Origin of the sequence: Bartonella sp. CL63NXGY (genome assembly GCF_042194905.1) — a bacterium.
In the GTDB taxonomy this organism is placed as follows: Bacteria; Pseudomonadota; Alphaproteobacteria; order Rhizobiales; family Rhizobiaceae; genus Bartonella.
Genome location: NZ_JBHINK010000002.1, coordinates 1 through 13,793, shown reverse-complemented (window position 1 = coordinate 13,793; position 13,793 = coordinate 1). Strand labels below are relative to the sequence as shown.

Below are 13,793 nucleotides of genomic sequence, written 5' to 3'. Positions count from 1 at the left end.
TGTTGTATGCTATACACAAGGTAGCTCTTTGCGCTCAAATACTCTTAGCCACTTTAAATTTGGTCAAATTACTGCTGTCCAATAAAATCCTATAAACCAAACTTTATTCTTTAACGACAGAAATGTCTGGTGCATCAACGGCTTTCATACCTATGATATTATAACCCGAATCGACATGATGGACTTCACCAGTAACAGAACGAGACAAATCTGAAAGAAAATAAAGCGCAGAATCACCAACCTCTTCAATTGTTACCGTACGACGTAATGGAGCATTATATTCATTCCATTTTAAAATATAACGAAAATCACCAATACCAGAAGCTGCTAACGTTTTAATGGGTCCAGCAGATATAGCATTAACACGAATATTTTGAGGACCTAAATCTACCGCTAAATATTTCACGCTCGCTTCAAGAGCCGCTTTAGCAACCCCCATTACATTATAATTTGGAACAACCTTTTCTGCTCCATAATAGGTCAGTGTCAAGATTGAACCACCATCTGGCATCAATTTTTCTGCACGCTTCGTTAGAGCCGTTAGGGAATAAACGGAAATATTCATGGTCATCATAAAATTTGATTCGCTGATATCAATATAACGACCACTTAATTCATCTTTATCAGAAAAACCAATAGCATGAACTAAAAAATCGAGTTTTCCCCATTTCTTCTCTATTTCTTTAAAGACCGTATCAATAGAGACACTGTCAGAAACATCACAATGTCCACAAACAAACCCCTTTAATTCTTCAGCCAAAGGCTCAACACGCTTTTTCATTGCTTCACCCTGATAGGTAAAAGCAAGCTCTGCCCCTGCGCTACTTGCCGCTTTAGCGATTCCCCAAGCGATGGAGCGATTATTGGCCAACCCCAAAATTAAACCACGCTTACCGTACAATAAACCATTACCCTTAGCCATCAGCACTGCCCCATTGTTACTTAAAATTAATATTATTCATCTGCCTATGACACAGGTCAACTTTTTCTTCAAGCAATTGGTTTAAAATCAAACAAAAACTACGCTTTTATATATAAAAATTTTAAAATTAATCTTGTTGCATTTGCAAAAACTGTTCTAGCGCGGCATTTTCACCTTCCGGCAACATAATGCGAACATGCACATAAAGATCATCTCTTGTACCATTTTTTAAACGAAGCCCTTTCCCTTTCAACCGTAAAACGCGATCAGAACTTGACCACGCAGGAATCGTTAAAACCACACGTCCCTCCAACGTCTCAACTTCTTCTTTTGCTCCCAAAACAGCATGTTTAAGAGAAACTGGTAAATCAAGATGAAGTGCTCTTCCTTCAACCCGAAAACGAGGATGTTTTTGAATCTGAATGGTTATCAACGCATCTCCTGCTTGCCCAAGAGCTACCTCTTCTCCCTGACCTTTTAAACGAATAACCTGTCCGTCTTCAATATAATATGGAAGTTTAATTTTTAACTTTTTTCCATTTGGAAAAACAGCTTCCACCTTTTCTGCGCCAACCATCTGCTCTAGTGTTATGGCAAGATTAGCACGAACATGTGCTCCTTGTTGGGGACGGTTATAGTGTGTGGAATTCGAAAAGCTACCTCCTCCTCCAAACAGATCCCGAAAAATATCACTCGCATCAAAACCTGCACCACCTGAAGAGGAAAAATCAAATCCCTTTGCTCTTCCTGAAAAGGGATTTTGTTTATTGCTAAAATTTTCACCAGTACCATAGGCTTGATAAAGCGGTTTTCCTTCCATATCAATTTCACCGCGGTCAAATTGTGCCTTTTTATCTTTATCACCTATAATTTCATAAGCTTGATTAATTTCAGCAAATTTTTCTTTAGCCTTTGCATCATCTCTATTATGATCTGGATGATACTTCTTTGCTAATCTTCTAAATGCCGATTTAATCTCTTGCGATTTTGCGGTACGTGCCACACCCAGAATCGTGTAGGGATCACGCATATTGCCCTCTTTTCAATTTCTTCGTTTTCAAAATATCAACTGATACGTTGTTAATACCCTTTATAGCTTCATCAATCTATTCTAGAGAATAATTTCTTCTTTTCTCTTTATATGTCTATCAATAAACTAAAATACCAGATAAAATGAGATATTTATTTAATATAGCTCCTTGTAGTCTATGCTAAAGTAAAAATAATTAAACTACCATAGAAATACACGATAGCATTGGCTTTTTGAAAATAAGGAAAAATGGTACTGTGACTTTTTGATGATAAAGTAAATGAGAAAATGCCTCACCCATGCTCACTGATATTTGGAGAAACTATGAGCAAAAAAATACCAACAGATGATCATTTTATGCAAATGCAAAAACCTTTTGAACTTTTCGCAAAGTGGCTTGAAGAAGCAACGATAAGTGAAATAAATGATCCGAATGCTATGGCATTAGCAACAGTTGACGAAACAGGACTCCCTAATGTTCGTATGGTTCTCCTCAAAGACTACAGTCCCCAAGGCTTTGTCTTCTATACCAATTATGAAAGCTGTAAAGGACAAGAAATTTTAAAATCAATGAAAGCATCCTTAGGTTTTCATTGGAAATCGCTCCGTCGTCAGGTAAGAATTAGAGGAATTGTTGAAAAAGTAAGTCAACAGGAAGCCGATGCCTATTTCCAATCACGACCACGTGGTAGTCGAATTGGTGCATGGGCATCTAAACAATCTCAACCTTTAGACAATCGTTTTGTGCTCGAAAAAGCAATTGCTCAATATACTGCGCGTTATGCTCTAGGTAATATTCCACGACCACCTTATTGGTCTGGGTTTCGTGTTAAACCCCTTTCTATAGAGTTCTGGTGTGATCGCCCATTTCGTTTACATGATCGTCTGCTTTTTACACGCGATTGTGTTGAACACAGCGATTGGAAAAGACAAAAACTTTATCCCTAATCCTTCAAATTTCATCGTTATGAAGATTTTTTCTTCCCAACAGTTAAACAAATATTTTTTATTTGAAAAATTCTAAAAGAAGATGATTTATTTTATTTAAATAGAAGAATTTCATTTCCACTGTAACAGTTGATTAGTAATATTTTCTACTGTATCGCTTAAAAATAGATTAGCAACAAGCTTATTTAAAAAAACATACTGTATTCAGTAGAAACTATGATTTTAGCTAACTTATTTTTAGACCGCAGGATAAAATATCGTCCATATACCCCCACATACTAAACCAGCAAAAATCACAAAACCAATAAGCGAATTAGATTTGAAAAGCCTGAGGCATTGTGAACTGTCATCTATATCAATGACTTTAATTTGAATAAACATATGGATGCTTGCCACAAAAATCCCCAAAAAACTAAGAACAGGGACTCCAGCTAAATAAAATGCTAGACTAATGAACATCACAAAACCACCATACAAAAATACTAAAGCACGCTTGGTTGCTTTACCAAAGAGAAGAGCCGTAGAACGGACACCAACAGTAACGTCATCTTCTTTATCTTGATGTGCGTAGATTGTATCATATCCTATGGTCCACAAAATTGATCCCACATAAAGCAAGATTGGTGCCCAGCTTAAACTTCCAAAGACAACAGCCCACCCCATTAATGCCCCCCAATTAAACGCAACGCCTAAAAAAAACTGCGGCCAATATGTTACGCGTTTCATAAAAGGATAAAATGCAACAGCTATCAATGACGAAATACCTAGAAAAAAACTAAACCTATTAAATTGTGATAAAACAACTAAACCAACCAAACATTGCACAAGTATAAAAACTCTTGCTTGAAACCGACTCACATGACCTGTCGGCAATGGGCGAGAACGTGTCCTTTCTACCTGAGCATCAATTTTATGGTCAATAAGATCATTCCAAGTACATCCTGCCCCTCGCATAGCAATAGATCCCAGAAAAAAAAGAAAAAGATACCAAACCCAATGAAGAAACATTGATAAAAGAGTATCGTAATGCATTTTATAAGAGAAAAAAGCCATTGTTGTTGACCAAAAACAAGGCCACATCAACAATTGCCATCCAATAGGCCGATCCCAACGCGCCAATTGCGCATAAAACCATAAAGAACAGGGAAGGAAATTGTAGACCCATTGTTTGGAAGATGCATCCATAACCCGTCCTTGGCTATCATAGGACTGAACATGCGCGATATTTTTATTTTTTTTCATCAAATGATTTACCTTTGGTCTTGCGATAGAGACATTTCATTCTTATGAGAAGGGGATGAGATTAATCATCTTTTATGAGAGGAGCAAGCAATGAATATTCTTCTTATTGGCTCAGGTGGACGAGAACACGCTTTAGCATGGAAAATAGCAGCATCACCACTGCTAACAAAGTTATACTGTGCTCCTGGAAATCCTGCAACAACAGAATTTGGTGAAAATATTAATTTAAACATTGATGACCATTCCCTTGTTATTGATTTTTGTAAAGCACGTTCTATTGATCTTGTAATTGTAGGACCAGAAGCACCATTGGTTGCGGGTATAACAGACTCTCTTAATAGCGCTAACATCTGTGTATTTGGTCCTACTCAAAAAGCTGCTCAACTAGAAGGTTCAAAAGCTTTTACAAAAGATTTATGTCGTAAGAATAACATTCCTACAGGAAGTTACCAATGCTTTAATGATGCCTCTAAAGCTAAAGCTTACATTCAGCAACAAGATGTTCCCATTGTTATTAAAGCTGATGGCTTAGCAGCTGGCAAAGGTGTTGTGGTTGCAACAACTATGGAAGAAGCATTTAACGCAGTTGATGCCTGCTTCAAAAGTACATTTGGAGATGCAGGAAACAAAATTGTTGTAGAATCTTTTCTTGAAGGTGAAGAAGCAAGCTTCTTCTGCCTTTGTGATGGTAAAGTTGCTCTTCCTTTTGGATCTGCTCAAGATCATAAACGTGTAGGTGATGGGGATATTGGAGCAAACACCGGTGGTATGGGTGCTTATTCACCAGCGCCCATCATGACCAAAGAAATAGTGAATCGTACTCTCAAAGAAATTGTTGAACCAGCTTTAAAAAGCATGAAAGAAATGGGCGCTCCCTTTAAAGGTATTCTCTTCGTCGGATTAATGATAACGCAAAAAGGACCCGAATTAATTGAATTTAACGTACGATTCGGTGATCCTGAATGTCAAGTTTTAATGATGCGCCTCAAAGATGACATTTTGCCAATTTTTCTTGCTGCTGCTCAAGGAAAACTTGAAAATAAGCCTCTTCGGTGGTCTGAAAAAGCTGCTCTCACCGTTGTTATGGCTGCTAATGGTTATCCAGACTCCCCCCAAAAAGGTACTGTTATCCGTAACGTTGATCAAGTAAACTCTCTTCCCGATGTGAGAGTTTTTCAAGCTGGTACAGTGTTGCGTGATGGAGAACTCATTGCAAATGGTGGACGTGTTCTCAATATAACTGCAACAGGAAAAACGATTACGCATGCACAAAAACGTGCCTATGAAGCTGTTGATTGTATTGATTGGCCAGAAGGTTTTGTTCGTCGTGATATCGGATGGAGAGCCGTTGCGCGAGAAAATAAAATCCTTTGAATATTCTTTTTTACGATTTTATTATTTTATATAAGAGCATGACACACAAATTTTCTCACTGTTTTACGTTGACCATAATTTTGAAAAAATGAGTGTGCTTTCCTTTGAACAATCAAATATTATAAATAGAATATCTACTCATGATAAAATAGGAAAATTTTTTGAATCTGAAAATGTAATATAAAATGATCATTTTACTGTTACTTTAAACGTATTTTCTCATCATTTTTATAAACACTTTCTTTCTTATAAAATCCTGAAGAAAAACATATATACTATCATTTCTTTTATCTATCGCGTTTTTAATGAAATTCCGCTTTTACAAAAAATAAAATGCCCAAAAAAGATAGTTATATTATTCACATACAAATTCTTAAACAATACCTCTCATGCTCATCACTCCCATTTTACGACACTACCTGCAAATAGTATAAATCCACTCTTCCATCTTTCTGGAATAAAAACCGATACCATCTTTGTATTTTCCAACTCTCAATATTACGATAACCCTTTCTATCTAAATGATTTTGATTATAAGAGAGAGATGAAATAAGAATATTCTGCAATATTCAAAGCTCTCATTCAACATGGAGAAATTATTTATAAAAAAATTCAAAAACACTTCCAGCAATCTGCTGGTGTTTTTATGATGTGGCAAAAACCCAAAATTATACCGCCAAAAAAAGCGTTTTACATAATCAATTCCTGCTGCCAATGTATGGTGTCAAAAAACTCTCATTTACAATCATTGACTTCCTCTTTGTTTTCAAGAACCAAACGTAACACCAAATCCCGTCTGTAAAGGTCTGGATTCTCATTGAGCGGGTTCCTCTTGCTTCCCACTCCTATGCTGCACTTACACAAATACCTAAAAGCAAACTTAAGAATATTTGCCATATCCTCTAAAACACTTCATGTGTGAAGTTTACATGCCTTATATTACCGCTCCAAACAACGATGTTTTACAGCACAACAAGATAAATGCTGACGGTAGTACAAAAATGAATGCATGTTAATATTACTGGAGTGCAATTCGATTCGCAATCACCAAACGCAAGCCTAACGGATTGCTATAACGAAGTAAAAAACGCTTTTGTTTAGAATGTGCTGTTGTACCAAAAAATCGATGTAAATCAGAACGATCTTTTACAACCAGAATGCGATTATCTTCATTGATCATAAGCATGGGAAGGCCATAAGTATCCGCCCATAACCGCCAATCCAGAAGAACATTATTCAAATCTCTGGAAACCAAAAGTGGTATACAAGCTTCCTCATCGGCATGAAGTAATTCTAATGCAACAGCTCTTTCTCCTGAACGCGTTTTTACGGTACGTGCTGCAATTCCTTGGAAATGATAAGGGGGTATTAAATGCGATAAACTTGAAGGCATATCCGTTTTAAAAGAAACACCACGCTCATTTAACGAACAAATAACCTGATTACCCGTTTTGGATGAAAAATATGTCGTCGTTTGTGGCAAATGGCACGGATCTAACCGAAATTCAAGCACCGCTTTTGCCTGATTAAAGCATTGATTAGCCATATACATTATCCCAATTTATCTTAAATAACATACACCCTTTAGCAGCTTTTTCTCATTGGATTATTAAAAGTTTGAATAAAAAACAACTGGTTTCTTTTTTGGTTATTAAAATCTAAACAAAAATACATGATCACCATTCTTGAATTATAATACTTTTCCAGGATTCATTATCCCTAAAGGATCGAGCGTTTTTTTAATCCCTTGCATAATATCCAATGCGACAGGCGATTTAAAAGAACGAAGTTCTTCGCGCTTAAGCTGACCAATTCCATGCTCAGCAGAAAATGCACCTCTATAGTCCACCACTAAACTATGAATGCGATGATTCATTGTTGACCATAACTGCAAGAACACTGTCGTATCAGCTCCTACAGGTTGTGTAATATTATAATGTAAATTTCCATCACCCATGTGTCCAAAACAAATCACCCGTGCTCCTGGAGCAATATCTTCTACAATAAGCGCTGCCTCAGCAATAAAATCAGGAATAGAAGCAAGTGGGATTGCAATATCATGCTTAATGGACCCTCCTGCTAACTTTTGTGCTGATGATATACTTTCTCGTAATTGCCAAAAAAAATCTTGCTGTTTTAAAGATTGCGCAACAACTGCATCTTCTATCACCGCATTCTTTAAAGCTTCTTCTAAAATAGTACTCAATACCGATAATGCCTCATCATTGCCTTGCAACGATGAAATGTTCATTAATACATACCATTCATGTTTCCGCTGAAGAGGAGGCTTCTCACACATCTTATAATCTAAAGCCATTTGCAAACTGAGATTTCCCATGAGCTCAAAACCTGTCAACATCCCTCCTCCATATTCTTGAGCCAGAGATAAAAACTCTAAAGCCTTCGCCGGACTATATAATCCCACCAAAGCAACAGCTTTTCCTTTTATTTTTGGAAACATCTTCAAAACGGCTGCGGTTATAACTCCCAATGTGCCTTCTGCACCAATAAAAAGATCTTTTAAATCGTAACCGCTATTGTCTTTTTTAACAAAACGCAAATCATCTAAAATACGCCCATCCGGTAAAACAACTTCTAAACCAAGACAAAGATCACGCATATTGCCATAAGCTAAAACAGCTGTCCCTCCAGCATTCGACGAAAGATTACCTCCTACTTGGCAAGAACCTTCAGATGCCAAAGAAAGAGGGAAAAAACGACCTGATTCATCCACTTTTTTCTGTAAATCCTGTAAAATAACACCAGCCTCTACAACAACAAAATTTCCCTCAAGATTTATAGCTCTAATCTTATTTAATCGCTCCATGGATAAAAGAACGCTCCCTCCTCTTTCATCTGGTTGTTGTCCCCCCACAAGCCCTGTATTTCCACCCTGTGGCACAATCGGTGTGCGCGTTTTGCTCGCTAACTGCATAATCGATGAGATCTCTGCGCAAGAAGATGGACGTAAAAGTAAAGGTGTTTTTCCATGAAAAATCCCACGCTCTTCAAGCAAATACGGCGCAATCAACGCTTGATCTGTTATAGCATGCTTAGCACCAACAATTTCCCTAAACCCCTCAATTAATTCCTGCTCCATGTTCATTTCTCCTTTGGAGCTGCAGCCCGTATAAGACGATCATTGATAGCCTCCCCTAATCCGTATGATGGAATAGGTTCTACTGCGATACATCTCACTTTAAATGAATCTAATTCCTTCATATATTGAAATAAATGAGAGGCTGCCTCTTCCAACTTTCCATCTTCGCTAAGGTTTAAAATAGAAACGGCATTTTCAGCCCCCATAACACGCTTTGAACCAAATGCTAAAAGCGCTTCACCATTTTCCACCTTTTCTACATTCAAACGAACCGTGGCATTGGGGGCATAATGCGATTTTAACATCCCAGGAGCTTCAATCGCCGCCCTTTGATCTATCCGTTTTAAAGACTTCCCCACAACTTCTTCAATTTTATCAGCCGTAAGCCCCCCTGGACGCAAAAGATAAATATTTTCACCACAAATTTTAATAATCGTTGATTCTAGCCCTATTTTAGCAGGTCCTCCGTCCAATATTAAAGGAACAGATTCCCCCAAAGATGCAAAAACAGCCTCAGCTGAAGTAGGGCTAAGACGCCCCGATTGATTCGCACTAGGAGCAGCAAGTGGACGGCCAAAATGTTGTACCACTTCCGCAAAACGACTGTCTGGAAAACGAACAGCCAAGGTATTCAAACCAGAGGTTGTTAAAGGATGGATATTATGCTGTTCCTTTAAAGGCAAAACCAATGTCAAAGGCCCTGGCCAAAATTCCTCCATTAATTGGCGTGAAAGAAAGTCAATTTCAACATAACGTTGTGCCATTTCGATGCCGCTGACATGCGCAATAAGAGGATTAATTTGCGGACGACCCTTTGTAGAATAAATAGAAGAAATTGCCCTCCCATTGGTTGCATCGCCCGCTAATCCATAAACAGTTTCCGTTGGTAACGCTACTAACTTCCCTTTTTCAAGAAGCGCTATTGCTTCTCTTATCGAAGCACTATCGAGTGGTAGAATCGTCATGATACATCATTTCTATAACACTCTTTTAGTGATATTATGCTCTTTTTTATTCATATATCACATTGATTTTATATAGTTTTTTTAAAAGTGCGAGGTTCATAAATAAAGGTTAGGGAATAGGATTTTCCAATATTCTTCTACAAAACATATCTTATTCTGCCAACTTTCTCTAATCATTTTTTGAATTTTGCTAAGTTCTCTTGTGAAAAACTATTGTTGAAACTCTTGACATAAACTTAACGTGTAGTACATTGTACTACAATTGAATAGGAGGTTTAGCAATGGGAAAAATTCAAGCCCGCATACCTGATGAAGTTCAAGAAATTGCAAGTGCAGTTATTAAGTCTACGGGTTTAACTGTATCGGATGTAGTACGCATGTTTATGACCCGCATTGCTAGAGATCGAGCATTACCGCTTGATCTATTCCAACCAAATCCGGAAACATTACGAGCTATCGAGGATGCTGAAATGAGACGCATCGAACATACATCATTAGACGACTTAAGGACCATGATACGGGAAGATAGAACCGAAATGCGTAAATCTGAAAAGCAAACCTAAGCTTGCTATGCGGGAAATTGTCTATACGCGTTCATTCCGGTGTGATCTTAAACATGAAAGCAAAGGTAGGTATGCTAATGCACTAGAGGAGAATTTACTGCTTGTGGTCAAAGCGTTAGCGGAGAATGAACCGCTAACGGCGCATTGAAGAGATCATGCACTAACATGTCAATGGCGCAATTGTCGTGATTGTCATATCAAGCCAGATTTAGTTGTGATCTATCGAAAGCCAGATACCAAAACACTAGAGCTCTTACGTCTTGGTTTGCATTCTGAACTACGCTTATGATTGGATCTCCAATTCATAGTAAAAAGAATTTTTCGTAGTTTTGCTTGTATGACAGTTTTTCTAATTCTTTGAGAACCATTGTTTTAAATGTGCGAAGATGTTGTCTATTGCATCCATGAGGCGTGCAAAATCAAGGATAAGCAAAAAAAAGAAAAAATGCTATCCACTTCATCAAGCGAGACATCATTTTCACGCTTTGATAGGTGATGATCATTTCTTGAAGCATTTCTTTTTCTGATTCTGTAAGCTCTGTGTGTTTTTTGGATTTTTTTATAACCATGTTTCCACCCACACAAGCGTTCACCTAGATTATTGTGCTTTAAGATCTCTCTTGCTAAGTTTGAACTGATGGCGTTCAGATCTTGCCGGCTTAAATAAATAGGTAACCAACCAACACAAGAAAAAGCATATTTATTTGTTGCGCAACCAGTCAGAGAGAGCAGCACGCACATCAGCATCACTTTTTTGATTAACTTCATTTTCCACCTCCAGCCGTGTTGTGGCTGCTTTTAAAGCTTTTTCTGTTTGCTTTTGTTGCTCTGCTTTTTTCCCAAGAGTAAAAGCTCTTGCCAAGGCAATAAAAAAAGCGGCTAAAGCCGCACCTGTTACCATCAAGTTTCTTTTCATCCATAAGATCCATAGGCGGTGCTCCTGAAAGCGTTTAGCAACAAAGAAAATGCCAGTACATGCGGCTCAAACCATAATGGCGGCTAAAGCCCATTGAATGGGTCCATTGCCCGCTAAAAAACCGCCAAGACCTGAGAAAGAACCAATAATGGGTGCCAATGCTTCTGCTTTACCCCCCCGTTTCTACTGTTTGATAATTAGCAGAAGCACAAGCCCCTTTCGTCCATAGCCCTGCCTCACCTTGTAAACGTTTGCCTCTTGGCTTTGGTCCATTTTCTGCAATTCGGTTGGTACAGCTTCATAATCACCCCGATTAAGCCTTTTAAGCAATGTTCTATAGCCTTCTTGAGGGCTTAACGTGTTGCCTATGATTTTCATGGCAAGATCTGGATATTGTGTGAGTGCTTGCGCATCTTCATCGCTATACCCTTTAGAGCGTAAAAATTGCAAAGTTTGTTTATGTTGTGCGCGTTCCTTGTTGCCCTGCCGCATAAGGATAGATGCATTTGAAAAACTTTCTTGTGGTGTCTTTCCTAACGCAAGCCCCGCAAAAAAATCCATTAAATGCTCGGAAAATTCTGATTTTCTAAAACGCTCCCATAAGCTACTTGGATTTGCTCCTGTCTGAACAAAGTTATCAAGTGACTTGATATAATCTGTTTTTTGTTCAAGATCACCACTTGCTTTTAAATGCTCCTCTTCTGGTAAGTGTGCATTCAAATGTTTTTCTTCTCCTATAGGTGCCTCAAAAAGCTTTTCTTCATCATTTCCAGAATCGTTTTTCAAAGAGTTTTCCGCTATAGATTTCTCATTAAGTTGAGCAATATAATCCATCACATCTTTTTGCTGTCGCCCAGCTTCATCCCCATTAGACTGATCAATGTTCGCAACAAGTGGAGATTGAGGAATCATTGATGCAACACCTCCCTGATCTGAGAAGTCATACTTTTGTTGCTCTGGCGCCTCTTGTATCTTAACAGTATCCTTTGAAGCATCCGGTAATGGAGGCATTTGGCGCTTTAAATCATCTGTAGACATAATCAATTCTGCTGGCGTTTTTTTCCCAGCTTGTTCTGTCCCTGTTTGAGAACCGCGAATAAGCTCTGTAGGACTCAATTTTTGTGGAGTATCAGCCCCATTGCTCGCATCAAAAGGGTTTGTGCTAAAAGCAACACGTTCTAAAAAACTTTGCGTGTATTGCCCTTACAACGGCGTGCTTAGAGGGGTAGAGAGTTGTTGAAATAAATATCTAGGTAACTGCGGTATAACCTGATACATAAAAGGACGCAAAAATTTTGGATCAAACAACTTTGATAGAGAATTCGTGTTTTCTTGTTCCATCACTGCACCCTTTCCATCTCAAAGCCAAGCTTGCCATAATCCACATGCAAAAAGCCTGTCGCCTTATGCAAGAAAACAGCTTCAGGTTTTGACTTCAAAACATCTTGCGCCATCACCCCGCGATAGCGCTCTGGATAGCCCTTGTAATTATACTCATAGAGTTTGTGTCCATCTCGCTGCCCTACTCGTACAATATTTTCTTTCGATCTGATGTCGCTAAGCCCAGCAAAAGTACCAAGGATAGTTCCAACATTTCCAACAATCTCTCATGGATTAGGTTTTGGCTACAACAAGATATTGATTTATAATGATAATTCACTGTTTTGTATGTTGAATTAGACCCCCGAATAACGTAAGATTCTCTCATTTCAAATCTGTTTATCTTGAAACAACTAAAACCACTCATTTGCACATAACAAGTGGGATGAGTGTGTGGATAAAATTTATATAAGAAAGGAGTAAAAATGGTTCTTATGAATCGTCTTAATGCAAGGGCTGTCGCAACACCCACGAGCTGGTAAATATAATGATGGTGCCGGCTTGCTTCTTCACAAACGTAAAGATGGTGGTGCTCAATGGCTTTATCGTTATACCATTCATGGTCGGCGCCGCGAAATGGGCTTGGGTGCCTTGCGAGATGTTTCTTTAAAACAAGCCCGTGAATTGGCAACTAGGTGGCGTGCTGTTTTACGTGAAGGGCGTGACCCTATTAAAGAACGTGAAAAACAAAAGCGTGAAGCAATAAGCAATCTCCATTACTTAAAAGACATTGCCGTGGATGCTTTTGAAAGTCGTAAAGCCGAATTAAAAAGAGATGGTAAGGCTAGTGATTGGTTTTCACCTTTGCGGCTTTACATTCTCCCTAAATTAGGTTGCCTCCCCGTTTCAGAGATTACACAAACAGAGATACGCGATACCCTTGCTCCCATTTGGCATACAAAAGCTGGAACTGCTCAGATAGCATTGATACGTCTTAATCTTTGTCTCAAACATGCGGCTGCTTTGGGTTTGGATGTTGATTTACAAGCAACAGAAAAAGCACGTGCTCTCTTAGGAAAACAACGTCATAAGATCATTAATAGACCAGCAATGGATTGGAAAGATATACCAGCTTTTTATCAGTTCCTCTGTAAAACACAAAACATAACACATCTTGCTTTGCGTCTGCTTATCCTTACAGGGGTTCGCTCTAACCCTTTACGTCATATTCATAAAGATCAAATTGATGGGGATATATGGATCATACCTGCTGAGAATATGAAAGGAAAGCGTGATACTACAACAGAATTTCGCGTGCCCTTATCATCTGAAGCATTAAAAGTAATTGAACAAGCCCGCTGTATCTCTAAAAGTGATTTCATCTTTTCACTTACCGGTCGTGGTCCTCTTTCA

The 13,793-nt window shown here is 38.3% G+C and carries 11 protein-coding genes and 6 pseudogenes; 5 read left to right on the top strand and 12 right to left on the bottom strand.

Going from position 1 to position 13,793, the window contains the following annotated elements:
• Window positions 1-103: 103 nt before the first annotated feature.
• Both fabI and ACFIK0_RS01200 read right to left on the bottom strand, forming a co-directional pair.
• Complete coding sequence (gene fabI / locus ACFIK0_RS01205; protein WP_273791344.1) at window positions 104-922, bottom strand: enoyl-ACP reductase FabI; 819 nt, start codon at window positions 920-922, stop codon at window positions 104-106.
• A 127-nt stretch (window positions 923-1,049) separates the two neighbouring features.
• Window positions 1,050-1,952 carry a J domain-containing protein gene (locus tag ACFIK0_RS01200; RefSeq protein WP_273791343.1) on the bottom strand — a complete coding sequence of 301 codons (903 nt, stop codon included), beginning with the start codon at window positions 1,950-1,952 and terminating at the stop codon, window positions 1,050-1,052.
• Between the two features lie 324 nt (window positions 1,953-2,276).
• Between ACFIK0_RS01200 and pdxH the strand changes: the two genes are divergently transcribed.
• A complete protein-coding gene (gene pdxH, locus ACFIK0_RS01195) occupies window positions 2,277-2,900 on the top strand; it encodes a pyridoxamine 5'-phosphate oxidase (RefSeq protein ID WP_375628318.1) in 624 nt (207 codons plus the stop codon).
• 237 nt (window positions 2,901-3,137) lie between these two features.
• On the opposite strand, the gene ubiA is transcribed toward pdxH, so the two are convergent.
• Window positions 3,138-4,142 (bottom strand): 4-hydroxybenzoate octaprenyltransferase, encoded by a 1,005-nt coding sequence (gene ubiA / locus ACFIK0_RS01190; RefSeq protein WP_375631380.1) that lies wholly within the window; start codon window positions 4,140-4,142, stop codon window positions 3,138-3,140.
• A gap of 90 nt (window positions 4,143-4,232) precedes the next feature.
• Between ubiA and purD the strand changes: the two genes are divergently transcribed.
• On the top strand, window positions 4,233-5,516 hold the full coding sequence (gene purD, locus ACFIK0_RS01185; protein WP_273791340.1) for a phosphoribosylamine--glycine ligase: 1,284 nt from the start codon (window positions 4,233-4,235) through the stop codon (window positions 5,514-5,516).
• 1,018 nt (window positions 5,517-6,534) lie between these two features.
• Here the strand turns inward: purD and ACFIK0_RS01180 are convergent.
• From ACFIK0_RS01180 to ACFIK0_RS01170, 3 genes are all read right to left on the bottom strand, one after another.
• Window positions 6,535-7,062 carry a DUF6101 family protein gene (locus tag ACFIK0_RS01180; RefSeq protein WP_012754813.1) on the bottom strand — a complete coding sequence of 176 codons (528 nt, stop codon included), beginning with the start codon at window positions 7,060-7,062 and terminating at the stop codon, window positions 6,535-6,537.
• Window positions 7,063-7,206: 144 nt separating this feature from the next.
• Window positions 7,207-8,616 (bottom strand): FAD-binding oxidoreductase, encoded by a 1,410-nt coding sequence (locus tag ACFIK0_RS01175; protein WP_375663359.1) that lies wholly within the window; start codon window positions 8,614-8,616, stop codon window positions 7,207-7,209.
• A 2-nt stretch (window positions 8,617-8,618) separates the two neighbouring features.
• Entirely contained in the window at window positions 8,619-9,581 is a 963-nt protein-coding gene (locus ACFIK0_RS01170) for an L-threonylcarbamoyladenylate synthase (protein WP_273791338.1), read from the bottom strand.
• A gap of 281 nt (window positions 9,582-9,862) precedes the next feature.
• On the opposite strand from ACFIK0_RS01170, the gene ACFIK0_RS01165 reads away from it, so the two are divergent.
• Window positions 9,863-10,144, top strand: coding sequence for a type II toxin-antitoxin system RelB/DinJ family antitoxin (locus ACFIK0_RS01165; RefSeq protein WP_375663358.1), 282 nt, complete (start codon window positions 9,863-9,865; stop codon window positions 10,142-10,144).
• Between the two features lie 7 nt (window positions 10,145-10,151).
• Window positions 10,152-10,433: pseudogene (locus ACFIK0_RS01160) on the top strand (type II toxin-antitoxin system YafQ family toxin).
• 60 nt (window positions 10,434-10,493) lie between these two features.
• Here the strand turns inward: ACFIK0_RS01160 and ACFIK0_RS01155 are convergent.
• The 6 genes and pseudogenes from ACFIK0_RS01155 to ACFIK0_RS01130 all read right to left on the bottom strand — a co-directional run bounded on the left by ACFIK0_RS01155 (window position 10,494) and on the right by ACFIK0_RS01130 (window position 12,613).
• Window positions 10,494-10,713: pseudogene (locus tag ACFIK0_RS01155) on the bottom strand (hypothetical protein).
• A pseudogene (locus tag ACFIK0_RS01150) lies at window positions 10,700-10,912 on the bottom strand (hypothetical protein); the annotation flags it as partial. The pseudogenes ACFIK0_RS01155 and ACFIK0_RS01150, both read right to left, overlap by 14 nt.
• Window positions 10,845-11,060, bottom strand: coding sequence for a hypothetical protein (locus ACFIK0_RS01145; protein WP_375663357.1), 216 nt, complete (start codon window positions 11,058-11,060; stop codon window positions 10,845-10,847). The gene ACFIK0_RS01145 and the pseudogene ACFIK0_RS01150, both read right to left, overlap by 68 nt.
• Before the next feature lie 66 nt (window positions 11,061-11,126).
• Window positions 11,127-11,393: pseudogene (locus tag ACFIK0_RS01140) on the bottom strand (lysozyme); the annotation flags it as partial.
• Window positions 11,388-12,401 (bottom strand): annotated as a pseudogene (locus tag ACFIK0_RS01135) (hypothetical protein); the annotation flags it as partial. The pseudogenes ACFIK0_RS01140 and ACFIK0_RS01135, both read right to left, overlap by 6 nt.
• Complete coding sequence (locus ACFIK0_RS01130; RefSeq protein ID WP_375645322.1) at window positions 12,401-12,613, bottom strand: hypothetical protein; 213 nt, start codon at window positions 12,611-12,613, stop codon at window positions 12,401-12,403. The gene ACFIK0_RS01130 and the pseudogene ACFIK0_RS01135, both read right to left, overlap by 1 nt.
• A gap of 252 nt (window positions 12,614-12,865) precedes the next feature.
• Between ACFIK0_RS01130 and ACFIK0_RS01125 the strand changes: the two are divergent.
• A pseudogene (locus ACFIK0_RS01125) lies at window positions 12,866-13,793 on the top strand (tyrosine-type recombinase/integrase); the annotation flags it as partial.

What these genes read in the sequence shown, in the direction of transcription:
- fabI (WP_273791344.1), bottom strand. Translation starts at nt 922, where the DNA reads ATGGCTAAGGGTAATGGTTTATTGTACGGTAAGCGTGGTTTAATTTTG.
- ACFIK0_RS01200 (WP_273791343.1), bottom strand. Translation starts at nt 1,952, where the DNA reads ATGCGTGATCCCTACACGATTCTGGGTGTGGCACGTACCGCAAAATCG.
- pdxH (WP_375628318.1), top strand. Translation starts at nt 2,277, where the DNA reads ATGAGCAAAAAAATACCAACAGATGATCATTTTATGCAAATGCAAAAA.
- ubiA (WP_375631380.1), bottom strand. Translation starts at nt 4,142, where the DNA reads ATGAAAAAAAATAAAAATATCGCGCATGTTCAGTCCTATGATAGCCAA.
- purD (WP_273791340.1), top strand. Translation starts at nt 4,233, where the DNA reads ATGAATATTCTTCTTATTGGCTCAGGTGGACGAGAACACGCTTTAGCA.
- ACFIK0_RS01180 (WP_012754813.1), bottom strand. Translation starts at nt 7,062, where the DNA reads ATGGCTAATCAATGCTTTAATCAGGCAAAAGCGGTGCTTGAATTTCGG.
- ACFIK0_RS01175 (WP_375663359.1), bottom strand. Translation starts at nt 8,616, where the DNA reads ATGGAGCAGGAATTAATTGAGGGGTTTAGGGAAATTGTTGGTGCTAAG.
- ACFIK0_RS01170 (WP_273791338.1), bottom strand. Translation starts at nt 9,581, where the DNA reads ATGACGATTCTACCACTCGATAGTGCTTCGATAAGAGAAGCAATAGCG.
- ACFIK0_RS01165 (WP_375663358.1), top strand. Translation starts at nt 9,863, where the DNA reads ATGGGAAAAATTCAAGCCCGCATACCTGATGAAGTTCAAGAAATTGCA.
- ACFIK0_RS01145 (WP_375663357.1), bottom strand. Translation starts at nt 11,060, where the DNA reads ATGAAAAGAAACTTGATGGTAACAGGTGCGGCTTTAGCCGCTTTTTTT.